The sequence below is a fragment of the Streptomyces sp. NPDC087845 genome (genome assembly GCF_044742755.1).
Lineage (GTDB): Bacteria > Actinomycetota > Actinomycetes > Streptomycetales > Streptomycetaceae > Streptomyces.
This window is the reverse complement of record NZ_JBIUVC010000001.1, coordinates 1,162,617-1,186,552: the sequence shown is the minus strand read 5'-3', so window position 1 is coordinate 1,186,552 and position 23,936 is coordinate 1,162,617. Positions and strand designations below refer to the sequence as shown.

Genomic DNA, 23,936 nt, shown 5'->3' with positions numbered 1-23,936 from the left:
GTTGATAGGCCAGATGTGGAAGCCTGGTAACGGGTGGAGCTGACTGGTACTAATAGGCCGAGGGCTTGTCCTCAGTTGCTCGCGTCCACTGTGTTTGTTCTGAAATAACGAACGGCCGTGTTGTTCCGGTGTTGGTTAATTTCATAGTGTTTCGGTGGTCATTGCGTTAGGGAAACGCCCGGTTACATTCCGAACCCGGAAGCTAAGCCTTTCAGCGCCGATGGTACTGCAGGGGGGACCCTGTGGGAGAGTAGGACGCCGCCGAACTCCTTTTGTGAGAAGCCCCGTGCCCTTGTGGCACGGGGCTTTTCTGCGTTTACCCCTTCTTTTTCCCGGGTGAAGGCTGTTGTTCAGGCGGGGGTGACCAGGTGGGTGTCGTACGCCAGGATCACTGCCTGGACTCGGTCGCGGGATCCTGTTTTGGCGAGGATGCGGGTGACGTGTGTCTTCACGGTCGATGCGGCGAGGTGCAGTCGTTCGGCGATTTCCGTGTTGGTCCAGCCCCGGCCGATGACCGTGAGGATCTCCCTCTCTCGCTCGGTGAGGGTCGCGATACGTGCGTCCGGGGCGGCAGGGCCGCCGGGAACGGTCGGCAGATGCTGCACATACGCGTCCAGGAGGCGGCGGGTGAGGCTGGGGGCGACCACTGCGTCGCCGCTCGCCACGGCTCGGACACCGGAGAGGAGCTCCTCCGGCAGCGCGTCCTTGATGAGGAAGCCGCTGGCGCCGGCGCGGAGGCCGTCGTACGCGTACCGGTCGAGATCGAACGTCGTGACGATGAGGACACGGGTACGGGAACCGGCCCTGATGATGCGTCGGGTGGCCTCGATGCCGTCCAGGAGCGGCATACGGATGTCCATCAGGGCCACGTCCGGACGGTGCCGGGAGACGAGGTCCAGGGCCTCATGGCCGTTGGCGGCCTCGCCGACGACGGTCATGTCGTCCTGGCTCTCCAACAGCATGCGGAAGCCGAAGCGTTGCATCGGCTGGTCGTCCGCGATGAGCACGGTCGTCACGAGAGTGTGTCCTCCAGGGGAAGCCGGAGCCGGACCCGCCAGCCGGCTGCGGAGGCCGACTTCTGCGGTAGCGGGCCTGCTTCGAGTGTGCCGTCGTAGAGGGATGCCCGTTCGCGCATCCCGGCGATTCCCTGCCCGCCGCCCTCGGGCCCGCCGCCACTGGTACCCGTGTCGGTGATCAGGGCTTCCAGCTCCGTCGCCCGGTAGGTGAGAGTGACCTCCGCTGTCAGTGGCGGGGCCGTGCCGCCGTGCTTCAGCGTATTCGTCAGAGCCTCCTGGACCACCCGATAGACCGTCAACTGGCGTCCCGCGGTGGGCGGGGGCGTCGGAGGTGAGCCGTGGACGCGGAGGCGTACGGGGAGGCCCGCCGTTCGTACGCCGGTGAGGAGCGCGTCCATGTCGTCGAGGGTCGGCTGCGGGGCGCGGTCGGCCTCGGCGGGGTGGTCGCGCAGGACGCCGAGCAGCCGGCGGAGTTCGGTGAGGGCCTGGCGGCTGGTGGCGCCGATGGCTTCCAGGGCCTGTGCGGCCCGGTCCGGGCTCTTGGCGGCCGCGTAGGCGCCACCGTCGGCGAGGCCCGTGATGACGGAGAGGTTGTGGCCGATGATGTCGTGCATCTCGCGGGCGATACGGGTGCGTTCGGCGGCTGCCGCGAGCCGGGCCTGCTGGTCGCGTTCGAGTTCCAGCCGGTGGGCGCGGTCGACGAGGGCTGCCGTGTACTCCTTGCGCGTACGGACCACGATCCCCAGCAGGGACGAGAGCGCGAACGCCCAGAGGTGAGGGACGAACAGCAGGTCCCAGGTGTGCGGGAAGCGCAGCATGCCGATGACGAGCGGGGCTGCCACCAGGGCGCCCGCCCAGGCCAGAGTGCGCATCGACAGCCGCAGCGCGATGTTGAAGACGGCGATGTCCTGCAGGTGGGCGGCCTGGACGACCGCCCCCGTCCAGACGTTGACCAGGGCGAACGGCGTCATGAACGCCAGCACGGCCAGGGGATGCGTGCGACGCCACAGCAGCGGTACGGAGAATGCCAGGCTCGTCAGCAGCACCAGTGGTTCGGGCGCCCGCGGGTCGGCGGCCACGGTGCGCCAGCCGCCGGAGGTGAAGTCGAGTACGGCGAACATCACCCAGAACGTGGTGAGCAGCCCGTTCCAGACCACCGGTCGGCGCAGGTCGAACGCGCGGACGCGCCGGAGCAGGCGCTGGAGGTGGCCGGTGAGCGGGGAGCCGCCCGGACCCGGGGGCCGGTTCTCGTCGTCGTCCGTCACACGTCCATCCTGGCGTCCGGGCTGCCCCTTCGTCATGCGTCGCGACGGCGCAGCAGCAGGGCGGCCGCGCCCAGGGCCGCAGCGGCCCAGAGGCACAGGGCGAGCAGGGCCCCGCCCACGGGGGCCTCGCCCGGGAGAGGGGTGGCGGAGCCGAGGGCGCCGGCCGCCTGGGTCGGGAAGTAGGTGACGGCGCTCTGCACGGCGTCGTACGGGAGCATGGTGAGGATCTCCGGCAGGACCATGACGCCTCCGATGAAGGCGCCGATCGCGCCCGGCACCGAGCGGATCAGGGCGCCGAGGCCGAGCGCGATCACGCTGAGCAGGGTGATGCCCACGGAGTTGCCGACGACCGCGCGGAACACGCCCGGGTCGCCGAGCGAGGCCGCCTGATCCGTGTCGTGGAGGAGGAGTTGGGCGGTGACGAAGGTGAGCAGGTCGGTGGTGAACATGACCACGAAGACGGTGACGGTGAAGACCGCCGCCTTCGCCCACAGGACCGGGAGTCTGCGGGGGACCGCGGTGAGCGAGGCGCGGATCAGGCCCGTCGAGTACTCGCCCGCGGTCACCAGGACGCCCAGCACCACGGTGCACAGCGTGCCGAGCACCGAGCCGTAGAGGACCAGGACGACCGGGTCGACGTCGGAGTCGCCGCCGTCGGAGGTGTAGGTCGCGCCCATGACCAGACCGATGGCGAGAACCAGGGCGGACGCCGAGACCAGAGTGATCCAGGAGGACCGCAGGGAACGGAGTTTGTGCCATTCGGAGCGCAGGACGCGGGTCGCTGTGACTCGGTGCTGGTGCTGGTGCTGGTGCGGTGTCGGGAGTCGGGCCGGGCGGCCGGCTGCGGTGGTCATGTGAGAGCTCCGGTCGGTTCGGGGGTGGTGATCCGGTACTCGACCGACTCCTGGGTCAGGTCCATGAAGGCCTGTTCCAAGGAGGCGGTGCGCGGGGTGAGTTCGTACAGGGGGATGGCGTGCGCGGCCGCGGTGCGGCCGATGTGCGCCGCGTCCGTACCGTGGATCTCCAGCTCGTCGGGGGGCGCGGCCGGGCCGGTGGAGATCTCGATGCCGGGGCCGGTGAGGAGCGCACGCAGGGCGTGGGCCTGCGGGGTCACGACCTTGACCGAGGCGCCGCCCGCCGTGGCCACGAAGTCGGCGATCGTCGTGTCGGCGAGGAGCCGGCCCCGGCCGATGATGATCAGATGGTCGGCGGTGAGGGCCATCTCGCTCATCAGATGCGAGGAGACGAAGACCGTACGGCCTTGCTGGGCAAGGGACCTGAGGAGGTTGCGGATCCACAGCACGCCCTCCGGATCGAGGCCGTTGACCGGCTCGTCCAGGATGAGGGTGGCCGGGTCTCCGAGCAGCGCGGCGGCGATGCCGAGGCGTTGGCCCATGCCGAGCGAGAAGCCCTTGATCCGTTTGTGGGCGACCGCGGTCAGACCGGCCAGGCCGAGGACGTGCTCGACGCGGTGGCGCGCGATGCCGTGGGTGTGGGCGAGTGCCATCAGGTGGTTGAAGGCGGTCCGGCCCGGGTGGACGGAGCGGGCCTCCAGGAGCGCGCCGACCTCGGCGAGCGGTGCGCCGTGGGCGGCGTACGCCCGTCCGCCGATCGTCGAGCGGCCGCGGGTGGGCGCGTCCAGGCCGAGCAGCATGCGCATCGTCGTCGACTTCCCGGCGCCGTTCGGGCCGAGGAATCCGGTGACGGTGCCGGGCCGTACCGTGAAGTCGAGGTCCTGGACGACGGTGGTGTCGCCGTACCTCTTGGTGAGTTCGTATGCCCTGATCATGCGGTCGACGCTACGGAGACGGCGCGCGGCGGGCGTCGGACCAGGGGCGGGATGTGGCGGGTGGCGTAGTACCGGGGTACGACGCGGGGACGGTCGGGGCCGGTCTGCGGCGGTCGGGGATGGTCGGCGGCGGGGCGGGCCGGGGTGCCCGTGGCCGTGAGCCGGGTGGTGAGCGGGATGGTGTTTGCGCAGGTCCGGCGCGGAGAGGCAGGATCGGCGAATGGAACACGTGATTCGTGCCGTGCGCGCCGACGAATGGTCTCTGGTCAAGGAGTTGCGGCTGTCAGCGCTGCGGGACCCGGTGGCGCCGATGGCCTTTTTGGAGACCTACGCGCAGAGCGCGGCCCACTCCGACGAGTTCTGGCGGGACCGGGCGCTCAGCGCGTCCGAGGCCGGGGGCGGTGAGGTGCGGCAGTTCGTCGCCGTCGCCCCCGACGGGCGTTGGGACGGCAGCGTCACCGTGCTCATCGAGCGGCCTGACGGGGATGAGGGTGAGGGCGAGAACGCGGACAGGGACAGGGACGCAGACGGGGACGGGGACAGCGGTGGTGGTGCGGTGCCGTTCGGGGCCCCGGCCGGCCTCCACCAGGCGCACGTGGTCGGTGTGTTCGTACGGCCGGAGGCGCGGGGAGCGGGTCTGGCCGAGGAGTTGTTCCGGGCCGGGACGGACTGGGCGTGGTCGTTGGGGGAGCCCCGGATCGAGCGTGTGCGGCTGTATGTGCACGAGGACAACGCGCGGGCCGCGGCGTTCTATCGGCGGATCGGGTTCGCGCCCACCGGGCAGTCGGTGCCGGTGCCGAGCGATCCGTCTGCGCGGGAGATCGAGTACGCGGTGGGGCGGCCGTAGGCGGGGCGGCTGGTAGGTGGGGCTGCTGTGGTGGTGGGAGTGGACGGGGTGGTTGCCGTGGGCGTGTGGCGCCGGGGTCGCCGGGCGGGTGTGGGCCCGGGTGGTGTGGTGGCCTGTGTGGGCCGGGAGGTGCCGGCTAGCGTGGGTCGGTGAGTTCCTGGGACCAGCGGGCGCGGGCCTGTTCCCGGGAGCGGAGGAGGGCCAGGGTCGGCAGGCCCTGGGCGTGGCCGGTCGACAGCAGCTCGGGGAGCCGGGGCAGGGGCGCCACCGCGGCGACATCGTCGAGTACCAGCGTCATTGGTGGGTCGAGCCGACCGGCGGTTGACCGTGCGGCCAAGCGGCGGCCGTGCTCGACCACGTGTGAGGCGAGCGCCGTGAGCAGGGGCATTGCTCCGGGGCCCGAGCGGGGATCCTCGATGGGTTCGCCCACCACATAGAGGGTGCCCCCCTCGCGGACAAAAGATTCCAGCGCGAGCGAATCGGCCCGGTTCGGCGTGCAGGCCTCCCGGATGTGGACCGAGGAGAGCGCGGCGAAGGCTCGTACGGTCAACTCCTGGGCCACTTCACGGCGTTCGGGATGCGCGGTGAGGGCGGACTCCAGCAGCCCGGCGAAACCGGAGGCCGCCTTGGGGTGGGTACGGAGGAGGCGCACCGGTTCGTGGGCGCTGCCGCCGAGGGCCCAGCGGTGGACCTGGCGGAAGGGCCTGCCGTCGATGGCGGCGGCGTGCAGCCAGCACTTCAGGAGCGTTTCCGCGGTGTCGGCCGTCGTCGCGTCGATGCGGGCCTGCGGGCGGACCGGGGCGAGCAGCGCGGTGGAGCGGGCGGCGGCCGTGTCGGGCTCCTCGCAGCCGGTCGTGGGGGACCAGTGGAGGCGGGCCGGGGTGTCGCAGAAGTGGCCCGGGTCGTAGACGAGGACCGGGCCGAGCTTGGCGCGGGCGTCCTTCGTCTCGGCCCAGACCGTGGGGTCGGAGGTGAGGACGAGCGCGGGCCCGTCGGCCTCCTGGATCGCCTGGAGGACGGTGGGGCGGCGGGTGGCGGCCGGTCCGTAGACGACGAGGGGGGTACGCGGGGCAGGCAGCGTGGGGAGGGCGGGGGCGGGGAGGGCTGTGGTCTCGGACGGGGGGTGCCCCGTGGGGAGGGGAGTGGGGATGTTGGTGGGGGTGGGGATGGAGGTGGAGGTAGCGGGGCCCGGTTCCGGGGTATGGGGCGCCGGTGGGGCGGATGCGACCGCTGTGTGCTGGAGCGTCGGCTGGGGCTGGGGCTGGGGCGGTTGGGGTTGGAATTGCGGTTGTGTCTCCAGGTTTGGTTGCGGCTGCTGCTGCGGTGGGGTCTGCGCCTCCGGCCGGGGCTCGTGCAGCGGGGACCGTACGGGCGAGCCGCCCTCGTCCCCGTACCGTTCGCTGCGCTGCCGCGCCCGTACCGCGCGCCAGCGGGCCACCACCCCGAGCACGAACACCGTCAGCACGAACAGCACCATCAGTTCGCCGATGAACAGGCCCCAGAACAGCCCGTACCCGGAGAGCTCGTCCGCCGGAGTGTTCGGCCAGGCGGACGGAAGGTCGTGCGGTGCGGCGACGAGCCGGCGCATCGCCAGGGGGGTCTCGGTGAGGGAGACGCCCTCCGGCCAGGCGCCGTGCGCGAACAGTCCGGCCAGGCCGGTGGCCGTCCATGCCAGGAGCGTGAGCCCGAGCAGGAAGGCCAGCAGGCCGATCAGCAGGCCGTCCGGGATGCCGCCGCCACCTCCGCCGCCACCTCCGCCGCCGTCGGTACGTACCTCGCCGCGCCCCGCCATGTCAGGCCACCGTTGACTCGGACGACTCGTTCAGTCGTTGCTGGTGCTCGATCCGTGCCGCGCGCTGCTCCGCCTCCAGGTCGGCGGCGCGTACGTCCTCCGGGACGAGCTCGGGCGCGGAGGACTCGGTCATCGCGCGGTCGGTGAAGACCAGGGGGCGTTCCGCCTCGGTGATCAGGTGTTTGACCACCTGGACGTTGCCGTTGACGTCCCAGACCGCGATGCCGGGGGTGAGGGTCGGGATGATCTCGACCGCCCATCGGGGAAGGCCGAGCACCCGGCCCGTGGCTCTGGCCTCGTCGGCCTTCTGGGCGTAGATCGTGCGGGTGGAGGCCATCTTGAGGATCGCCGCGGCCTCGCGGGCCGCCGCTCCGTCGACGACGTCGCTGAGGTGGTGGACGACGGCCACGAACGACAGACCCAGCCGTCGGCCGAACTTCAGCAGGCGCTGGAAGAGCTGGGCCACGAAGGGTGAGTTGATGATGTGCCAGGCCTCTTCGACCAGGAAGATGCGTTTCTTCCGGTCGGGCCTGATCCAGGTGTGCTCCAGCCACACGCCGACGATCGCCATCAGGATCGGCATCGCGATCGAGTTCCGGTCGATGTGCGAGAGGTCGAAGACGATCAGCGGGGCGTCGAGGTCGATGCCGACGCTCGTGGGCCCGTCGAACATGCCGCGCAGGTCGCCGTCGACGAGGCGGTCCAGGACGAGGGCGACGTCCAGGCCCCAGGCTCGTACGTCGTCTATGTCGACGTTCATCGCCTCGGCGGACTCGGGCTCCGGGTGGCGCAGCTGGTCGACGATGTCGGTCAGGACCGGCTGCCGGTCGGTGATCGTCTCGTTGACGTACGCGTGGGCGACCTTCAGCGCGAAGCCGGACCGTTCGTCCAGGCCGTGCCCCATCGCGACCTCGATGATCGTGCGGAGCAGGGCGAGCTGGCCGGTCGTGGTGATCGCGGGGTCGAGCGGGTTGAGCCGGATGCCACCGTTGAGGGCGGCGGTCGGGTCGAGGCGGATCGGGGTGAGACCGAGCTCCTGTGCGATGAGGTTCCATTCGCCGACGCCGTCCTCGCCCTGGGCGTCCAGGACGACGACCTGGCGGTCGCGGAAGCGGAGCTGGCGGAGCACGTACGTCTTCTCCAGCGCGGACTTGCCGTTGCCGGACTCGCCGAGCACCAGCCAGTGCGGGGCGGGGAGCTGCTGTCCGTACAGCTGGAAGGGGTCGTAGATGTAGCCCTTGCCGGAGTAGACCTCACGGCCGATGATCACGCCGGAGTCGCCGAGGCCGGGGGCCGCGGTGGGCAGGTAGACGGCTTGGGCCTGTCCGGTCGACGTACGGACGGGGAGCCTCGTCGTCTCCACCTTCCCGAAGAGGAAGGCGGTGAAGGCATCCGACAGTGCGGACAGCGGATCTCGCATGGCGTGACCGACCTCCCTCTCGTTTCTCTCGGTTGTGTGCGGCTAGCGACGGATGCCGGTGGCGAACGGCAGGGTGTTCACGAAGGCGCGGTGGTGCTCGCGGTCGCACCACTCCAGCTTGAGATACGACTTGCCGGCCGAGGCCCGGATCGTCCGCTTGTCGCGGGCGAGGGACTCGGGCGAACGCGAGGACACGGTGATGTACCCCACCAGGTTCACCCCGGCCGCGCCGCTCGCGAGATCTTCACCCCGCTGGTCGAGACGGCCGTGCGCGGCGATGTCGCGCGGGTCGACGGTGCGGTTCATCTTGGCCTGGCGGCTGGCTTCCGCCTCGTCGTTGGTCTTCTCGGTGAGCATCCGTTCGATGGCGACCTCGGTGGGTTCGAGGTCCATGCAGACCGCGACCGTACGGATCACATCGGGTGTGTGGACGAGGAGCGGGGCCAGGAAGTTGACGCCGACGGGCGTCATCGGCCACTCCTTCACCCAGGCCGTGGAGTGGCACCAGGGCGCGCGGGTGGCCGACTCGCGGGTCTTGGCCTGGAGGAACGTCGGCTCGACCGCGTCCAGTTCGGCGGGCCAGGCATTGCGCTTGGTCATGGCCTGGATGTGGTCGATGGGGTGGTCGGGGTCGTACATGGAGTGCACGAGGGAAGCGAGCCGGCTCTGGCCGAGCGGCTGGCGTACCCGGATGTCGGCCTCGGCGAGGCGGGCGCAGATGTCGGTGAGTTCGCGGGCCATGACGACGGCGAGGCCCGCGTCCCGGTCGAGCTTGCGGCCGGCCTCGGGGCGGGCGGCGCGGGCCATGGCGTTGGCCTCGGCGGCCAGCTCGCGGGTGTAGTGCATGCAGGCGACAAGGTAGGCGCGGTGCTGCTCGCTGGAGGTGGAGACCATGGACTGGAGCTGGTCGTACGACTCCTGCAGCCAGCCCGGGGACGTCTTGTCGCCGCGCTGGGCGACGTCCTTGGCGTGGGCGTCGGGGTCGGCGGGGAGGGTGCGGGCCAGCATCTGGATGCGGGTCACGAAGCCGTCGCCGTTGGCGACATGCTTCAGCAGCGTGCCGAACCGGTCGACGAGCGCCTCCTGGTCCTCGCTGTCGCGCAGGCCGACGCCGGGGCCCTCGATCTCGATCGCGGCGGTGACGGTGCGGCGGTCGGCGTGCAGGAGGACGGCGATCTCGTCCGGGCCGAAGGGGGCGGCGAGCCAGTTGATCCGGCCGATGCCGGGGGGCGGCCCGATCTCGACCTCACGGCCGTCGGCGCCGATGCCGGCTTCCATGGCGGCGGAGCGGTAGGTCGTACCGCGGCGCAGGGTGCGCTTGTAGCTGCGGTTGATCTCGAACCACTTGTAGATGGTGCGGTGCTTGTACGGGAGGTACACGATCGCCAGGGCGAGGAGGGGGAAGCCCACGAGCAGGATGATCCGCGGCCCCAGATAGGGGACGGCCAGTCCGCTCATCATGCCGAGGAACGCACCGGCGATGATCAGCGTGATCTCGCCGGTCTCGCGGTTCTTGCCGACGATCGCGTTCGGCCGGGCGCGGCCGATGAGATACGTACGGCGGGGCGTGATCGTGTGGGACGGAGTCGTCAACGCCCTCCACCTCCCGTGCTGTTGTTACCTGAACTGCCTGATCCGCCACCTCGGGGGGAGCGGCTGCCGTGCGGGGTGCCGGAGGTCGGCCCCGAGCCGCTGCGGGGCGGGGGCGCGGCGGGGACGGCTCCGCCACCGGCTCCGCCGCCGGAGTTGCGGGAGCTGTGCGCGGCGACACCGCCGCTGATCGGGTTGGCGGGCCGGCCGCCGCCGCTGCCGCTGTCGCCGCCGTTCTGGCCGCTGCGGCTGCTGTGGGTCTTGATGCCCTGGGAGACGAGGGCGGCCGGGGAGCTGATCATCGCGGCGGCCTGGGAGCCGTCGGTGGCCTGCTTGCGGTTGGTGCGGGCGCCCTGGATTTCGTCGCCGAAGCCGGGGACGAAACGGTAGATCAGGGCGGAGGCGAAGATCGCGAGCAGGATGATGGCGAGACCGGACACGACGGCGGAGAACGCGTTCGGCCCGTCGTCCTCGGCGAGCGCGCCGGCCAGTCCGAGCACGACGACGATGACCGGCTTCACCATGATCACCGCGATCATGATGCCCGCCCAGCGCCGGACGTGTCCCCACATGTTCTTGTCGACGAGCCCTGCGTAGACGACGGTGCCGAGGAGGGCGCCGACGTAGAGCAGGGCGGCCCGGATGACGAGCTCCAGCCAGAGGATGCCCGCGGCGAGGATCGAGACGAGCGAGACGACGATCAGCATGATCGGGCCGCCGCCGATGTCGGAGCCCTTCTTGAGCGCTTCGGCGAACGATCCGAAGAAGACGTCCGTCTGGCCACCCGAGGACGTGGCGATGATCTCGGTGACGCCGTCGGTCGCGGAGACGACCGTGTAGAGGATCAGCGGGGTGAACGCCGAGGCGAGGACCGTGAGCCAGAGGAACCCGACGGCCTCGGAGATCGCGGTGGTCAGCGGTACGCCGCGGATGGCCCGCTTGGCCACGGCGAGCAGCCACAGGACGAGGGTGAGGACGGTGGAGGCGGCGAAGACGATCGCGTACTGCTGGAGGAACTTGGTGTTCGTGAAGTCGACGTTCGCGGTGCCCTTCACGGCCTCGCTGAGCTTGCCGACGATCCATGCGGCGGCGTCGGCGCAGCCGCGGGCGAGGGAGGAGAGGGGGTCCAGGGAGTTGTCGAGGCCGGAGGGGGCGTCGGTCTTGGGGGCGCCCGCGTCGCCCTTCTCGCAGTAGTCCTTTGCGGGGCCGCGGATCAGGTCGCACGCATTGTTGCTCTTGCTGGGCGTCGGGCTCGGGGAAGGCTCAGCGAATGCGCGGCTGGCCAGCATGACGAGAGCGACCTGCAGGCTGGTGGCTGCCGCCGTGAGTGAAAGGGCTCGACTGGATCGTTTACCGGGCATATGTGAACCCTCCGAACTGTTCGACGGCGTCAGCCATTTCCTCAGCGGGAGAAGCGGCCTGGTCGCGGCCGACGGGTGTAGGGCCGTCCTTCTGCGTGAAGTCGGTGACCTTCCAGTCTCCGTTGATCCACGCCAGGTCGAACGTGTTGGTGAACCAGCTCTCGGAGACGGGGTTCTTGGAACCTTCGCCGGCAAGCCCGAACAGGGCTGAGTACCAAACGGCGACGCTTGCGGTGTCGCCGTTGAATTTCACGACCTTGGTGCCGGCCGGGTTGGAACGCGAGATGAAGGTCAGGCCGGCCGGTGCGGTGCCGTCAGCGTTCAGCCCGATGCTGGTGAGGAAGTCCTGACCGGAGTACACCTTGTCGAGATCTCCCTGACGGGCAGCGGCAACCGCGGGGGCGTATACGGCGGTGACGACCGTGCGACGACGGTCCTTGTCGAACATGTCGGCAGAGCCGAGCGCCACTGCATAGTTCGCCGCCGCGCTCTGCGCCCCCTGTTCGTCATGGGCGAAGCCCGAAGGGATCGAGCCGTTCTTCCCCGTCACCGGCTTCGTCCCCGTGGCCGCCGTGGACGACGAATCCGGCTTGTTCCCCGTCTTCCCCGAGCCGCCGCCGCTGCCGTTCCCGCCTCCTCCGCCCATGTTCGCGAAGGCGATGGCCGCGATCAGGAGGACGACGACGCCGACCACCGTGACGAGGGAGCGGGAGCTGCGGGCGGGGCGGCGGGGGGTGCCGTAGCTGTCGCCGCCCTCGCCGTCGGGGAGGCGGGTGCGGGTCTGGCGCGTACCGCCGATGGTGCTGTAGCCATCGTCCGTACGGCCCGAGCCGCTGCCGTAGCCTTTGTCGTCGCCGAGGCTCATGCCGCGTACGCTCCCTCAACCGTTTCCTGAACCGGGTAGTACGACGGTAGCCGTGCGGGTTCCCGCGCGGGCGCGGTGTGGTGACTCGACATCAGGGAGACGCAACCTCTGCCGGTGGGCACGACGGACGGATGGTGTGGGAGTGGGCGGGACTGCCCCTGGCGCGGGATGGCAGCCGGTCAGACGGCCATCCCGTAGACGATGGTGAACAGGGTTCCCAGCGATCCGATGATGAACACACCGGTCAGACCGGCAACAATCAGACCCTTGCCCTGCTCCGCGCTGAATGTGTCACGCAGTGCCGTGGCGCCGATGCGCTGCTTTGCCGCACCCCAGACCGCGATGCCGAGGCAGAGCAGGATGGCGATGGCCATCACGACCTCGATCATTACGCGGGCCTCGTTGCCCAAGGTCCCGAACGGCCCCCAGTTCGGGGCGATTCCGCCGATGATGGTGGTGATGTCGCCCTTTTCAGCTGCCAGGATCATGTAAGTCACCGCCCCTGTTGGGTAGTTCGTTGCCCCTGTCACGTGACATGGGTCGCTCTCTATCTTCGCTGATGAAAGTGGTCTCGTACGACGACTTGACGGCTCTCTTTACCTGGATCTCGCACGTTTGACCGGTCCGACCCCCTGACCTGCGCATCGAATCGGGGAATGACCGAATACATATGGTTACTCTGTGTATCACGGGGGGTGACCCCGGGCAATGACTGCCATCCCGCCACCCTGGCCGAGACCGTCGCGCAGCGCCTGGTCAGCTCCGGTCCTGGTCAGAGCAAGGGGTGGCGCGGGACGGGCGGGCGAGGCGGTGTCGTCCAGGTCGGCGGCGGCCGAAAATCGCACCAGGTGCCGTCGAAGGGAAACGTTCCGGCCTCGGCGAGCCGTACGACGGACCTGCCCTCGCTCCTGATGGCTGACGCTTCGTCGGCCGACCAGTAGGCCGGGTCACCGGTCTTCTCGGTGAAGGACTGCTCGTCCTTCCACCGCCAGCTCCGGTCCGGCGCCACGTTGATGTCGAGTTCGTGGTCGGCGATGTCGATGTCGTCCCCGTGGTGGACCCGGCGCTCCAGATTTACGTACCAGCCGCGGAACTTCTGTCTGCGGCCGAAGAGCCAGAGGACGGAGTGCGCGGCACCGGCCGGCTGGTAGAAGAGCGCGCTGCCCATCGGCCACCGGTCGGCGACCACCGGGAATCCGCCGGGCGGGCGCGCGTGCGGGGCGATGTCCCGCAGGTGCGAAGTCCCGCGCGGCAGCTTCGTACGCCACATCGGCGTGCCGGTCTCCATCCACACCAACTGGCCCGCCTCGGTGCGTTCGACGAGGCGTACGGGGACCGAGGCGCTCAGGTGGCCGCCGACGAAGAAGTTCCAGTGGAGTATTCGGCCCGGGGCGTCGTTCATGCCGTTGATCATGCCCGCGACGGAGGAGGGGGACACGTGGCCGTCGGTGGGAGCCGGCGGGCCGGGAACCCGGGTGAGCCGGTCCGCGGTCCCGGTTTCGCCGGTCCGCTTCGGCGAGTCACTGCTGACGGGGCGGTGCCGGCCTTCCGGTCCGCCGCGTCGCCGTGGCCCAGAGCAGTACCGCGCACAGGAACGCTGCCCCGGCGAACACCAACGGGCGCGCGAGGGCATCCTCCCGTGCGCCGGCCAGCAGCGCACCGACCGCCGCCGGGGCAAGGGCCAGAGCCGGCAGCGCGCGGCGGCGCGGGAGGGGATCCGGCGCGGCAGCACCCGGCGCGGCACCCGGCAGGGTGGGCGGAAGCAGCCGGGTCGCGACGGCGTACGCGGCGCAGGCCAGCAGCGTGGCGCCGAGGGCGTCGCTGGGCCGATGCCAGTAGAGCGCCTGTACGGCGGCGGCGGTGACCGCGAGCCACAGCGCACCGGCGGCGGCTACGTAGGGACGGCTGCGCGGGGAGGCGACGAGAACGGCGCCGAGGGCCAGCCCGGCGGCGATGGCCACGTGACCGCTCGGGAAACTCACCGAAGATCGTCGAGCTGCCGAGCGTGCCTCCGGCGTAGACCATCGCAGCCGAGGCCGGGAGCGCGATCCGTGGCTTGCCGCGCAGCAACGCGACCACGGCGACCAGCGGGAGCAGTCCGTAGGGCAGCATCAGCGGTTGCGTGCCGGGCCCCTGCGCCCACGGATACCAGCCGGTGGCGTGGAAGCCGATGGCGCGGCTGCCGGGGTCGATGCGCAGCGTCCAGTCCCACACGTCCTGCAGATACGGCACCAGCGCCAGCACGGCCAGGGAGAGGGCGGCCAGATGAATGCCGTCCAGCCACCACGGCCGGGCGGAGTCGTCGGCGGCGGTCCGGGCATGTGCCTGCGCCCCTCCGCGCAGCAGGGCGGCGATCTCGCGGGGCGGCGGCCAGTCGCGTCCGGGGTGCGCCTCGGCGAGGCAGGCCAGCAGCTCGTCCCCGTACTGGTCGCGGTGGGTCTTGGGATACGCGGCGAGCAGCAGACGGTTCATGCCCGGGCCGTCTTGAGGGTCCCGAGCCGTCCGGTGACGACGGCCGCCGCCTGTTGCATGCGCAGCACTTTCCGTTCAAGCGTGCCGGTGCCGTCCTGCGTGAGCCGGTAGGTACCGGCGCGGCCGCCCGTCCACGACCTCCTCGCGGTCGACGGCCACCAGCCCGGACCGCTCCATCCGCTCCAGCGCCCCGTACAGGGTGCCGACGGCGAGCCTGAGCCGTCCGTCCGTGGCGCGTTCGGTGGCCTTGATGATGCCGTACCCGTGCAGCGGCCCGTCCAGAAGAGCGGCGAGGATGAAGTACTGCGGTTCGGTTGGGGTCGGCTGGCGTTTCTCCACGCCGGAAGCATGTATCGGCATGCGAAGTATGCGGCTCGGAGGGTGCCGCGCGGCCGGACTTCGCGGTTGGGTGTGGCACGACGTCGGCGGCGAACCGCTGGAGGTTCCTGTGTCCCCAGGGGATTCGTTCGCGCGGCCGTCGCTGAAGTGCACGACGAACGAGTCGTTGGGTGCAGCCGTCCGGACGCCTTGTGGGGTGGTGGTGCCGTCATCTCTTTGGGAGGGAGGGGGCGTTCGGCGGCCCGGGGGCCATCCTGCATGGTGTGCGAACGTGACGGTTGGCCCATGCGGTGTCACGTTTTCGCTCGGGGGTACGGCTGTTGGCCGCGCGCTCGACGGAGTGGTGGAATGCGCCGGCCCGGACATCCTGGGCGGAGGTGTACCCGTCAGATGAGGCAGGCGGGGGTGTCAGTCCTGGGTGCGGCTGTCCTTGAGGGCGCGTACGAGGGCCGACCAGGCGGCGGGCGTGGTGTGCGGAGTACCGCTCCGGTGCCTGTCGCGGCCACGTGCGCGCAGGCCTCGCCCTGCGCGCAGTAGGACGACCTCTGCCAGGTGGGTGCGGACATCGTGGTTCCCTTCACAGGCACTGGGCGACCTTGTGGATGAGTTCTCGGGTCCGCTCGACGTTCAGAGCCGTGTCGTCGGGCCGTTCCAGCAGCAGGCGGTACTGGGCCAACTGGGCCTCCGCGTCGATGAGAACGGGCCCGTGCGACTGGTCGAGCTGCGCCGTGTCGAGCGCGGGAACCGGTCCGCGTACGTAGTACACGGACGGACCCGACACGGAGGTTGCCGAGCTGGTGGCGAGCGAGCTGGTCACCAACGCGTACCTGCACTCCTCCGGGGCGTACTCCCTGCGTCTGCGCGACGCCGGGCCCAGCCGCGTCCGGCTGAGCGTGTGGGACACCGACCCGCATGTCCCCGCCCCCTTCCACCGGAGCGCGGAGGCGCCGGCGGAACTGGCCGACCGCGGGCGGGGGCTGTATCTCGTCACCCTCTATGCGGAGAACTGGGGCGCATACCCCATGCGCGGCGGGCTGCCCGGACAGGGCGGGAAGCTGCTCTGGGTGGAATGCGCGGCCACGGAGGAGAAGGAGAAGGAGAAGAAGGAGGAGGACGGGACCGGGGCCGTACCGGGCGACAGACGTACCGGGCGGGCATAGCCTCGTCGCATGGTGCGGAGCGAGGCGAAGGACGTGGCCGGGTATCTGGCCGAGGTGCCCGAGGAACGCAGGGACGCCCTGGCGCGGCTGCGGGAGTTGTGCCGGGCGGAGCTGGCCGGGTTCGGCGAGGTCATGGCGTACGGGATGCCCGCGTACGAGCGGGACGGCGCCGTCGAGATCGCGTTCGCCGCCCAGAAGCAGTACATCTCCTTCTACCTGATGCGCGGCGACGTGCGTGAGGCGTTCGCGGAGCGGCTGGCCGGCCAGGACATGGGGAAGGGCTGCCTGCGCTTCCGCAAGGCGGAGGCCATCGACTACGACCTGGTGCGGGACCTGCTCCGGGCGACGGCCACGGCGGCGGGGCCGGGCGCGGTCTGCTGAGCGGTGCCGACAGGCCCGTGACAGGCGAAAATCGCTGGCGGCCGGGTGAAAGGGCGCGTAGGAAGGGGGGTATGAGTGCCTCCGCCCCCGTACCCCCGGTCGCTGCCCGGAACCCCACCGACCGGCGGATCTTCGTTCGCGCCACGCTCGATCTGGGGGACGTACTGCTGCGCCCGTGGGGACGGGAGGCCGCCGAGCTGGAGGCGATGCTGGACGGCCTGGTCGCCGCCGCCGGGGATCCGCTGATCGCCCGCTGGAACCCCTTCCCGGCAGCCGACCGCACCAAGGCCATGACCTGGGTGGAGTTGCGCGAGGGCGGCTGGGACCGTGGTGACGCCGCCTCCTTCGCGGTACTGGGCGCGGCCGACCGCACCCTCCTGGGCGCCGTCGGCCTGCGCTGGGTCGACCGCGCGGACGGCCTCGCGATGATCGGCTACTGGACGCTCCCGGCCGCCCGGGGACGGAGCGTGGCCACCAGAGCGACGTGCGCGGTGACCGACTGGGCCTTCGCCACGGCCGACGCCCGCCGGATCGAGATCGCCCACGCCGTGGAGAACGAGGCCTCCTGCCGGGTGGCCCACCGCTGCGGCTACCTTCCCGAGGGCACGCTGCGCGAGTCCCACCGGTACGGCGACGGCGCGTACCACGACGAGCATCTGCACGCCCGCCTGGCCGCCGACCCGGCACCGGCCGGCCTCGCGGTCTGACCCCCGCACGACCGGTTCCTCCCGGCCGCCGCCGTCCGCATGGTGTGCGCGCGGCCCAAGCCCCGCTTCATGCCAGCGGATGGCCTCGACCGAGGCGGGCCCGATGCCATGCGCGGTCGTGGGACGACGTGGTGACGGCGACGGACCGGCCGTCGACGAGCGTGCAGTCCACCGCGATCACCGGGGTCTCGTGCCCGGTGACCGGCCGGTGATCGGCCGGCCGGTACGGAGGTCCCGGAGCGTCGAGTTCGAAGCCGTCGGTGATGTCGGACGCGGTGTACATGGGGTCGCCCGCGGTCAGGGGGCGCCCCGGTGGCCGGAACAGATCTCCGTACGACGCCGGGGGTAACTCCCCGTCCGGGAGGACCGGTTGGCCGGCATGGCGAAGGCCGTCGGAGAGGGCGGGAAACCAATCGCCGCGCAGCATCCCGTTGCCCATGAGCTGCTTGCCCGCACCGTGCACGCCCACAACCCGTGTCACCCCGCTCTCCGTTCCTCACTGACTGTTCCCCGCTCTCCGTTCCCCACTGACTGTTTCCCGCTGACTGTTCCCCGTGTTGTGCGTGCGTGTCCGTGGCACGCCAACTCACTCTGGAAATGGATGACATGGGGCGACCGCCCGCGTTGTCGGATCCGGCCGGCGGCCTCGTGTGCGGGCCCGGGGCGCAGCTCGTTCGGGTGAACCGTGGGGGCCTGGTACGCCGGGCCTGCGGGGCGATACGCCGTGGGGCGCGTGCGGGTGCGGCGTGTCGCCGACCCGGGGTTTGGCACAGTGCCGCTCCACGATCAAGGACGGAGCGGGGTGGCCGGAGTGGCAGTGATGGGACAGCCGGGGGGCCGTCAGCGGCTGAGCGATCCGGTGGGCGAGGCGGGTGGCGGCGGGGACGTGCTGAAGCACAGCGACGGAGCCTGGCTGCGGGCCGCCGCCGGTGCGGAAGGGATGCATACGCATCTGGGCCCGGTGAAGTCGGAGCTGGAGACCGCGCACGAGGGGCTGCTCGCGGGGACCGCCGGCCTGACCGCGCTGGCGGAGCTGGGAGCCGTACGGGAGTCGTGGGAGCGGCGGTTCGAGTCGGCGCGGGGGGAGTGCGGGGCCCTGGCCGGAAAGCTCAGGGCCGTCGCCCGGACCCAGGGCGGGACGGACGAGACGGTGAGGGCGTCGTTCGCGCCGGTGGCGGGTGGGGCGCAATGACTCTCACCTGGGCGCAGTTGCGGGACCTGAAGTGCGGCGAACTGGAAGGCGCGGCCGACGGCTGGGGAAAAGCGAGCAATCGTGCCGACGCCGGCCGGGACCGGATCGAGACGCAACTGCTGAACGGATTGCGCGGCACGCAGCGTGGCGAGGCGGCGGAGGCGGCGGCCGGGAGGCTCAAACAGCTGAGCCAGAACCTGAGTTATGCCTACACGGAGTGCGGCCTGCTCCGTACGACGCTGAACAGCATGGCCCATGAGCTGCGTGCCCAGCAGCGGGCGTTGCGGGAGGCGCTGGACGACGCGGAGTCTCTGAAGTTCGCCGTGCACGCGGACGGTTCGGTGACATACCCGGCGGCGGACGGCGGCCTGATCGACGGCAGACCGCTACCGGGCGGGACGGCGTCGGTGGCGGCGGCGCCGGGCCTCCTGCCGCCCTCGGGCCTGGTCGCGCCCAACCCGAACGCGCCGAAGGCGCAGGACATCGCGGACCGGGTGGCGAAGGCGGTACGGACGGCGGCCGAGATCGACTGGCGGTACGCCCGGATCCTGCGCAGGTTGAAGGCAGAGGAGGGCCTGAAGGTCCCCGGCGCCACCTGGACCGACGCGGCGGGCGACGCGGCCGCGGTACGGGACGCGGCACGCGGCTACCTGAAAGACGGCATCCCCCTCGACGCCTCCCCGGCCGAGCGGAAGGCCTGGTGGGCCGGCCTGACGGACGAACAGCGCGAGGAGTACCTCGCGGTGTACCCGGACCGGATCGGCAACTTGGACGGCATTCCGGCCCTGGTGAGGGACGCGGCGAACCGGGACAACCTGCAGCTGCTGATGGGGAAGCTGGAGGGCCGGGACGACACGAAGTCGCAGACGCAGCTGGCGGGGTTGCGGGAGATCGACCGACAGCTGCGGGCGGGGAACAAACCTGGGGGTCCGCCGATGTATTTGCTCGGGATCGGCGACGAGGGCAATGGGCGGGCGATTGTTTCGTTTGGTAACCCTGACACTGCAAAGAATGTTTCGGCGTATGTGCCGGGATTGAACACTTCCTTGGATGAAGACTTTGCAAAGGATGACCTCAAGCGTGCCCGCGACACTGCGATCGGTACTCGCATTCATGATCCCTCAAGTGCGGCGATCGTGTGGCTCGGCTACGACGCGCCGCAGTCCCCAGACGGGTTAGGGAGCCTGGACGTTATGGGCAACGAAAGGGCAGAGAAGGGTGGACGTGCCTTCAGTGGATTCATGAGTGGCCTGACGGCGACCAATGAAAATAGAGACCCGCATTTGACCGCCATTGGTCATTCTTACGGTTCACGAACAGTGGGTGCTGCCACGCAGCGAGACGGTGGGATCCCGGGAGTCGACGACATCGTCTTAGTTGGCAGCCCGGGGGTGGGGGTCGACCACGCAGAGGATCTCGGGGTTGGGAAGGGTCACGTCTTTGTCGGAGCGGCTGAGCACGATGTCGTGACGAAACTCCCGTCGAAGCAGCAGAGTGCCGCCGGGGTTGTGGGGCTGATCGCTGCTGGGCCGGTGGCTGCCTATGTAGCGGGAGACATCGCCGATCAGGGGGACGACGACCTCTGGTTCGGCAAGGACCCGGCGAGTGAATCATTCGGCGCAAGGCGCTTTCAAGTAGATGAGGGCCCCAAGTTGATCAGTGGTGAAGGGGTCTCCTTCGGTGCGCACTCTCATTATTTCGATCCGAGGAGAGATTCTGTATCGGCAAACAATATTGCCCTGGTAGTAGCAGGGCATCCCGAAAAGCTGAAGGTGGAGGAATACCGGTGAGACGTCAGATCTGGCTTGCCGTGCTGGCGTTACTTCTGTTGGCGCCCATCTCTGCGTGCGCTGATGGTTTCATGAATTCGAATGAGAGAATGTTGGGCATGAACATGCAGGAGGCGGCAGAGCGTTCTGACGGAATTCTCGACGCCATATTTCAAGAGATCCATCCACAAGTGCAGTGGACGCACGGTCCCACCACCACGGGCAGTTGTGATGTGACTCGACGGCGCACGGTAATGACCATCGTGTCAGCAGAGCGCCGAGGCAGCTTCCTGGGTGTGGTCGATCGCTTCTGGCGGAAGAGTGGTTACCGGATCAAAGCGATCAATAATGATGCGGACGTACCGGCAATCTTTGCGCAGACGCAGGACGGGTTTGGCGTCAGCCTGATCATCGGGGGTGAAGGCCAAGCGTTCTTTGAGGTTGACAGCCCCTGCGTACAGGAATCTGAAGTCGCGGATCCAGTTGCCAGACCCAACGGGCCGAGCTACGCCGACGTCGAGATCATCCCTCGCCCCAACGTCCGCTCCGGCTTCTGGTCCGCCGGAGCCCCCTGACGCCCCGTCTCCGCCCCAATGACCCATATCAAGCCAGTCGGTGGGGGTAAGGGACAGGCTGGCCACCAGGGACTTTGAGTCTGGCATTGGGCCCTGGGGCCCATGCCGGGCCCGGTGTGGGTGTGGTCGCATACAGAGACCGGTTGAACTGTCACTGCGCCCACTCACCAAGCTGGGAGACCCGTCGTGTCTGGCATACGAGAATTAGCGATTCCGGGTGGCGCCGACATGAGTGCTGCCGAAGCCCCTTCGGGCAGGCGGTCGTTGTCGCGTCCTCTACAGGCGGTGCTGATTCTCGTCCGGCTGCTCTTCGTCGTCACCGTCGTGGGTGTGCTCGACGCGCTCGTCGTGGCCTCGTCCGTCGACGCGGTGGACGGCCGGCTGCTGGGCATGCTGCTGTACGCGGCGCTGCCCGGCGTCGCCGGATTCGTGCTGTCGCTGTACATGCGGACCGGCGGCGTCTGGATCTGGCGCGGGCTCCTCGCCGTACACGCCTGGCTCACCGTCGGCGCCCTGGCGACGCTGGGCGAGGGCACCGGCGGGCAGGGTGTGGCGCAGCTGGTGATGCCGGTCGCCGTCGTCGTCCTGCTGTTCCGGCCCAGCTCCCGTGAATGGTTCGGGCTCAGCGCAGAACAGCGTGCCGAACACCGGCCGTTCAGTATCGCGCGGATGATCAAGTGGCGTCGGGACGCCGGTCAGACCGCGATGGAGTACCTGGGCATGATCCTCGTGGTCGTGGCCCTCATCGGCGGGCTCGTGGCGACGGGTATCGGCGGGCAGCTGACCGGGGAGATCCGGAACGCCATCTGCCAACTGACCGGAAGCGCCTGCCCGGCACCCGACGTCGACGTGGTCGCCGGCAAGGGCGCGGACAGCGGCGGAGGGTCCGGATCCACCGGTGGGGCGGGCTCCGAGGGCTCCACGGTGACCGGCGGCACGGGCTCCGGCGGGTCGGACACGTCCGGTGGCGGTTCGGGCTCGGGCGGATCGACGGCTTCGGGAGGCTCCGACGCGTCCGGCGGATCCGGCGCCGCCGGCGGTTCTGGTTCCGGCGGTTCCGGTTCCGGTGGTTCGACATCCTCCGGCGGCTCCGGTGGTACGGACACCTCCGGCGGTGCCGGCGGCTCGGCCGGCGGTGATTCTTCTACGCAGGTCGACGCGGGTAGACAAGAGCAGAAGCCGGGCTCCTCCCACCCCTCGGACGGCGACTTCGTCACGGGCGTCATCGGCAAGGACGGCCTGTGGGGCGACGTCAGCGGTGCCGTCGACACGGTCATCCACCCGGCCGACAGCGTCAAGGGCATCGTCGACCAGTACGGCCAGGCCGCACGGGGCGCCGGTGAGAAGTGGAGCAAGGGCGACCACGCGGGTGCCGCCTGGGACATGGCCAAGGCCTCCGGTGGGGGCGGCGGCGCGCTCACCGGGCTGCCCGGCTCCGGTTCGCGCGTCGAGGCGGCGGTACGGGACAAGGAGCGCGACTACCTCAACGACCGCATCCCGCAGAGTGCCACCCCGGCCCAACGCAAGAGCTGGTGGGAGGGGCTGACGCAGCAGCAGCGCGATCAGTACCTCGACCTCTCCCCGGACAAGATCGGCAATCTGGACGGCATCCCGGTGGCCGACAGGGACGCCGCCAACCGGAAGAACCTCCCGGACCTGATCTCGAAGCTGGAGGGGAAGACCGACTCCAAGTCGAAGGACCAGCTGGCGGGATTGAAGGAGATCGACCGGCAGCTGAAGGAGGGGAGCCAGCCGCCGATGTACCTGATCGGCATCAGCGACGAGGGGAACGGGCGGGCCATCGTCTCCTACGGCAACCCCGACACCTCGAAGAACGTGTCGGCCTACGTGCCGGGGCTGAACACGTCCCTCGACGAGGAATTCGCGAAGAACGACCTCAAGCGGGCCCGTGACACGGCGATCGGCGCCCAGGGATACGACCCGTCCACCGCGTCGATCGTCTGGCTCGGATACGACGCACCGCAGACGCCGGACGGGCTGCACAGCCTGGCGGTCGCGGGCACCGGCCGGGCGGAGAAGGGCGGCGTGGCCTATGACGACTTCATGGGCGGCATCGTGGCCACCAACCAGAACAGGGACCCGCACATCACGGCCATCGGACACTCCTACGGTTCACGCACCGTGGGCGCCGCGACGCAGCGCGACGGCGGTATACCGGGGGTGGACGACATCATCCTGGTCGGCAGCCCGGGGGTGGGTGTGGACCGCGCCGTGGACCTCGGCGTCGGCAGCGGGCACGTCTTCGTCGGTGCCGCGGCCAACGACCCGGTGACCAAGCTCCCGTCCAAGACACAGGTCGCGGTGGGTACGGTGGGGATGATCCTGGGAGGCCCCGCCGGGGCGTACCTCGCCGGGGACCTGGCCGATCCGGGCGACGACGACCTCTGGTTCGGCAAGGACCCGGCGAGCAAGGCCTTCGGAGCCAGGCGATTCCCGGTGGCCCCCGGCCAGCCCCTGATCAGCACCGGCGGAGTGAGCTTCGACGCGCACTCCAACTACTTCGATCCGGTACGAGACGCTATGTCGGCGGACAGCATCGCTCTGATCGTGTCGGGACACTCCGACAGGCTCAAGATGGAGGAACAGCGATGAAGCGAAGGTTCCAGATCGTTGCGGTGACCCTGGCTGCCGGCTTCGCGCTGTCCAGCTGCGGCAGCGACGACGGACAATCGGGCGGGAGCGGCACGAAGGCTTCCACCAAAAGCGCCAAGAGCGCCACGAGCACCAAGGAGAACGGCATGAACATGCAGGAGGCCGCCGAACGGTCCGACGGCATGCTCGACGCCGTACTGAAGGAGATCAACCCCGAGGTGCAGTGGGCGCACGGGCCGACCACGACGGGCAGCTGCGACGTGACGCGCAGGCGCACCGTGATGACCATCGTGTCGGCGGAGCGCCGGCAGAACTTCCTGGACCAGGTCGAGAAGTTCTGGCGCAAGAGCGACTACCGCATCAAGGCCAAGAACAACGACGAGGAGTTCCCGGCGGTCTACGCGCAGACGAAGGCGGGCTTCGGCATCAGCGTGAGCTTCCGCGGCAAGGGCCAGGCCTTCTTCGAGGCGGACAGCCCCTGCGTGAAGGAGTCGAAGGTCGCCGACTCCGCGTCCAAGCCCAACGGACCGGCGTACGAGGGGGTCTACCCCCTCCCTCGTCCGAACGTGCACTCGGACTACTGGTCCACCGGGGCATCCTGATGGCTGCTCAGTACGGAGAAATGACTGCGCAGTACGGAGGAACAACTGCGCAGTGCGTAGAAGCGACCGGTCGGTGCACAGGAACGACCGGTCGGTGCACAGGGGCGGCCGATCGGCGCACCGGAGTGCCCGGCCGGTGCGCGGAAGTGACCGGTCCGCGCCCCCGATGACCCGGCTGATT

Annotated in this window: 23 protein-coding genes, 1 rRNA gene and 2 pseudogenes; 10 read left to right on the top strand and 16 right to left on the bottom strand. The window is 70.0% G+C overall.

Annotation, left to right across the window (positions count from 1 at the left end):
- The first annotated feature begins 150 nt into the window (after positions 1-150).
- A 5S ribosomal RNA gene (rrf, locus tag ACIOMQ_RS05495) occupies positions 151-267 on the top strand.
- 83 nt (positions 268-350) lie between these two features.
- Here the strand turns inward: rrf and ACIOMQ_RS05490 are convergent.
- From ACIOMQ_RS05490 to ACIOMQ_RS05475, 4 genes are read right to left on the bottom strand one after another with little or no spacing between them, the layout of a single operon-like run.
- Positions 351-1,016, bottom strand: coding sequence for a response regulator transcription factor (locus ACIOMQ_RS05490; protein WP_362206355.1), 666 nt, complete (start codon positions 1,014-1,016; stop codon positions 351-353).
- Positions 1,013-2,317 (bottom strand): sensor histidine kinase, encoded by a 1,305-nt coding sequence (locus tag ACIOMQ_RS05485; RefSeq protein WP_401758721.1) that lies wholly within the window; start codon positions 2,315-2,317, stop codon positions 1,013-1,015. The genes ACIOMQ_RS05490 and ACIOMQ_RS05485 overlap by 4 nt, the downstream gene beginning before the upstream one ends.
- Positions 2,314-3,135, bottom strand: coding sequence for an ABC transporter permease (locus tag ACIOMQ_RS05480; RefSeq protein ID WP_402187908.1), 822 nt, complete (start codon positions 3,133-3,135; stop codon positions 2,314-2,316). The genes ACIOMQ_RS05485 and ACIOMQ_RS05480 overlap by 4 nt, the downstream gene beginning before the upstream one ends.
- Positions 3,132-4,070: an ATP-binding cassette domain-containing protein gene (locus ACIOMQ_RS05475; protein ID WP_401262705.1), complete on the bottom strand. Its 939-nt coding sequence runs from the start codon at positions 4,068-4,070 to the stop codon at positions 3,132-3,134. The genes ACIOMQ_RS05480 and ACIOMQ_RS05475 overlap by 4 nt, the downstream gene beginning before the upstream one ends.
- 220 nt (positions 4,071-4,290) lie before the next feature.
- Here ACIOMQ_RS05475 and ACIOMQ_RS05470 point away from each other — a divergent pair, with 220 nt between their 5' ends.
- Positions 4,291-4,917: a GNAT family N-acetyltransferase gene (locus ACIOMQ_RS05470; protein WP_401985546.1), complete on the top strand. Its 627-nt coding sequence runs from the start codon at positions 4,291-4,293 to the stop codon at positions 4,915-4,917.
- Between the two features lie 136 nt (positions 4,918-5,053).
- On the opposite strand, the gene ACIOMQ_RS05465 is transcribed toward ACIOMQ_RS05470, so the two are convergent.
- The 11 genes and pseudogenes from ACIOMQ_RS05465 to ACIOMQ_RS05415 form a co-directional block, all read right to left on the bottom strand.
- A complete protein-coding gene (locus tag ACIOMQ_RS05465; RefSeq protein WP_402187906.1) occupies positions 5,054-6,709 on the bottom strand; it encodes a type VI secretion protein in 1,656 nt (551 codons plus the stop codon).
- A 1-nt stretch (position 6,710) separates the two neighbouring features.
- Positions 6,711-8,129 carry an ATP-binding protein gene (locus ACIOMQ_RS05460; protein ID WP_401262712.1) on the bottom strand — a complete coding sequence of 473 codons (1,419 nt, stop codon included), beginning with the start codon at positions 8,127-8,129 and terminating at the stop codon, positions 6,711-6,713.
- Positions 8,130-8,171: 42 nt separating this feature from the next.
- Positions 8,172-9,722 (bottom strand): SCO6880 family protein, encoded by a 1,551-nt coding sequence (locus tag ACIOMQ_RS05455; RefSeq protein ID WP_401936706.1) that lies wholly within the window; start codon positions 9,720-9,722, stop codon positions 8,172-8,174.
- Complete coding sequence (locus tag ACIOMQ_RS05450) at positions 9,719-11,008, bottom strand: hypothetical protein (protein ID WP_401936709.1); 1,290 nt, start codon at positions 11,006-11,008, stop codon at positions 9,719-9,721. Before ACIOMQ_RS05450 ends, ACIOMQ_RS05455 begins: the two co-directional genes overlap by 4 nt.
- Positions 11,009-11,069: 61 nt before the next feature.
- Positions 11,070-11,945, bottom strand: coding sequence for a hypothetical protein (locus ACIOMQ_RS05445; RefSeq protein WP_402187904.1), 876 nt, complete (start codon positions 11,943-11,945; stop codon positions 11,070-11,072).
- 179 nt (positions 11,946-12,124) lie between these two features.
- Positions 12,125-12,433 (bottom strand): hypothetical protein, encoded by a 309-nt coding sequence (locus ACIOMQ_RS05440; protein ID WP_018101695.1) that lies wholly within the window; start codon positions 12,431-12,433, stop codon positions 12,125-12,127.
- Between the two features lie 284 nt (positions 12,434-12,717).
- On the bottom strand, positions 12,718-13,347 hold the full coding sequence (locus ACIOMQ_RS05435) for a DUF402 domain-containing protein (RefSeq protein WP_402187902.1): 630 nt from the start codon (positions 13,345-13,347) through the stop codon (positions 12,718-12,720).
- A 118-nt stretch (positions 13,348-13,465) separates the two neighbouring features.
- Positions 13,466-13,975 (bottom strand): phosphatase PAP2 family protein, encoded by a 510-nt coding sequence (locus tag ACIOMQ_RS05430; RefSeq protein WP_362206472.1) that lies wholly within the window; start codon positions 13,973-13,975, stop codon positions 13,466-13,468.
- Positions 13,923-14,417: pseudogene (locus ACIOMQ_RS05425) on the bottom strand (hypothetical protein); the annotation flags it as partial. The pseudogene ACIOMQ_RS05425 and the gene ACIOMQ_RS05430, both read right to left, overlap by 53 nt.
- Positions 14,414-14,777: pseudogene (locus tag ACIOMQ_RS05420) on the bottom strand (PadR family transcriptional regulator). The pseudogenes ACIOMQ_RS05420 and ACIOMQ_RS05425, both read right to left, overlap by 4 nt.
- Positions 14,778-15,333: 556 nt before the next feature.
- Entirely contained in the window at positions 15,334-15,573 is a 240-nt protein-coding gene (locus tag ACIOMQ_RS05415) for a Scr1 family TA system antitoxin-like transcriptional regulator (RefSeq protein WP_401758738.1), read from the bottom strand.
- Here ACIOMQ_RS05415 and ACIOMQ_RS05410 point away from each other — a divergent pair.
- The 3 genes from ACIOMQ_RS05410 (at position 15,554) to ACIOMQ_RS05400 (ending at position 17,004) form a co-directional block, all read left to right on the top strand.
- Positions 15,554-15,916: an ATP-binding protein gene (locus ACIOMQ_RS05410; RefSeq protein ID WP_401936726.1), complete on the top strand. Its 363-nt coding sequence runs from the start codon at positions 15,554-15,556 to the stop codon at positions 15,914-15,916. The two genes, ACIOMQ_RS05415 and ACIOMQ_RS05410, sit on opposite strands and share 20 nt — an antisense overlap.
- A 9-nt stretch (positions 15,917-15,925) precedes the next feature.
- Positions 15,926-16,297 (top strand): DUF1801 domain-containing protein, encoded by a 372-nt coding sequence (locus ACIOMQ_RS05405; RefSeq protein WP_362206369.1) that lies wholly within the window; start codon positions 15,926-15,928, stop codon positions 16,295-16,297.
- Positions 16,298-16,368: 71 nt separating this feature from the next.
- The gene (locus tag ACIOMQ_RS05400; protein ID WP_401262736.1) at positions 16,369-17,004 is read left to right on the top strand and encodes a GNAT family N-acetyltransferase; all 636 of its coding nucleotides are present in this window, start codon (positions 16,369-16,371) and stop codon (positions 17,002-17,004) included.
- Positions 17,005-17,071: 67 nt separating this feature from the next.
- Here the strand turns inward: ACIOMQ_RS05400 and ACIOMQ_RS05395 are convergent, their stop codons facing one another.
- Positions 17,072-17,485 carry a hypothetical protein gene (locus ACIOMQ_RS05395; RefSeq protein ID WP_401936729.1) on the bottom strand — a complete coding sequence of 138 codons (414 nt, stop codon included), beginning with the start codon at positions 17,483-17,485 and terminating at the stop codon, positions 17,072-17,074.
- 339 nt (positions 17,486-17,824) lie between these two features.
- On the opposite strand from ACIOMQ_RS05395, the gene ACIOMQ_RS05390 reads away from it, so the two are divergent.
- From ACIOMQ_RS05390 to ACIOMQ_RS05370, 5 genes are all read left to right on the top strand, one after another.
- On the top strand, positions 17,825-18,196 hold the full coding sequence (locus tag ACIOMQ_RS05390; RefSeq protein ID WP_362206372.1) for a hypothetical protein: 372 nt from the start codon (positions 17,825-17,827) through the stop codon (positions 18,194-18,196).
- On the top strand, positions 18,193-19,986 hold the full coding sequence (locus ACIOMQ_RS05385) for an alpha/beta hydrolase (RefSeq protein ID WP_402187899.1): 1,794 nt from the start codon (positions 18,193-18,195) through the stop codon (positions 19,984-19,986). The genes ACIOMQ_RS05390 and ACIOMQ_RS05385 overlap by 4 nt, the downstream gene beginning before the upstream one ends.
- 71 nt (positions 19,987-20,057) lie before the next feature.
- Positions 20,058-20,540, top strand: coding sequence for a hypothetical protein (locus tag ACIOMQ_RS05380; RefSeq protein ID WP_401263468.1), 483 nt, complete (start codon positions 20,058-20,060; stop codon positions 20,538-20,540).
- A gap of 264 nt (positions 20,541-20,804) precedes the next feature.
- Positions 20,805-23,153, top strand: a complete 2,349-nt coding sequence (locus ACIOMQ_RS05375) for an alpha/beta hydrolase (protein ID WP_401758796.1) — start codon at positions 20,805-20,807, stop codon at positions 23,151-23,153.
- A complete protein-coding gene (locus tag ACIOMQ_RS05370) occupies positions 23,150-23,755 on the top strand; it encodes a hypothetical protein (RefSeq protein ID WP_362206375.1) in 606 nt (201 codons plus the stop codon). Before ACIOMQ_RS05375 ends, ACIOMQ_RS05370 begins: the two co-directional genes overlap by 4 nt.
- Positions 23,756-23,936: the final 181 nt, after the last annotated feature.

Coding starts and splice junctions, on each gene's coding strand:
- ACIOMQ_RS05380 (WP_401263468.1), top strand. CDS start 20,058: ATGAATTCGAATGAGAGAATGTTGGGCATGAACATGCAGGAGGCGGCA.
- ACIOMQ_RS05440 (WP_018101695.1), bottom strand. CDS start 12,433: ATGATCCTGGCAGCTGAAAAGGGCGACATCACCACCATCATCGGCGGA.
- ACIOMQ_RS05450 (WP_401936709.1), bottom strand. CDS start 11,008: ATGCTGGCCAGCCGCGCATTCGCTGAGCCTTCCCCGAGCCCGACGCCC.
- ACIOMQ_RS05385 (WP_402187899.1), top strand. CDS start 18,193: ATGACTCTCACCTGGGCGCAGTTGCGGGACCTGAAGTGCGGCGAACTG.
- ACIOMQ_RS05475 (WP_401262705.1), bottom strand. CDS start 4,070: ATGATCAGGGCATACGAACTCACCAAGAGGTACGGCGACACCACCGTC.
- ACIOMQ_RS05445 (WP_402187904.1), bottom strand. CDS start 11,945: ATGAGCCTCGGCGACGACAAAGGCTACGGCAGCGGCTCGGGCCGTACG.
- ACIOMQ_RS05400 (WP_401262736.1), top strand. CDS start 16,369: ATGAGTGCCTCCGCCCCCGTACCCCCGGTCGCTGCCCGGAACCCCACC.
- ACIOMQ_RS05435 (WP_402187902.1), bottom strand. CDS start 13,347: ATGAACGACGCCCCGGGCCGAATACTCCACTGGAACTTCTTCGTCGGC.
- ACIOMQ_RS05405 (WP_362206369.1), top strand. CDS start 15,926: ATGGTGCGGAGCGAGGCGAAGGACGTGGCCGGGTATCTGGCCGAGGTG.
- ACIOMQ_RS05460 (WP_401262712.1), bottom strand. CDS start 8,129: ATGCGAGATCCGCTGTCCGCACTGTCGGATGCCTTCACCGCCTTCCTC.
- ACIOMQ_RS05485 (WP_401758721.1), bottom strand. CDS start 2,317: ATGACGAAGGGGCAGCCCGGACGCCAGGATGGACGTGTGACGGACGAC.
- ACIOMQ_RS05470 (WP_401985546.1), top strand. CDS start 4,291: ATGGAACACGTGATTCGTGCCGTGCGCGCCGACGAATGGTCTCTGGTC.
- ACIOMQ_RS05370 (WP_362206375.1), top strand. CDS start 23,150: ATGAAGCGAAGGTTCCAGATCGTTGCGGTGACCCTGGCTGCCGGCTTC.
- ACIOMQ_RS05390 (WP_362206372.1), top strand. CDS start 17,825: ATGGGACAGCCGGGGGGCCGTCAGCGGCTGAGCGATCCGGTGGGCGAG.
- ACIOMQ_RS05465 (WP_402187906.1), bottom strand. CDS start 6,709: ATGGCGGGGCGCGGCGAGGTACGTACCGACGGCGGCGGAGGTGGCGGC.
- ACIOMQ_RS05480 (WP_402187908.1), bottom strand. CDS start 3,135: ATGACCACCGCAGCCGGCCGCCCGGCCCGACTCCCGACACCGCACCAG.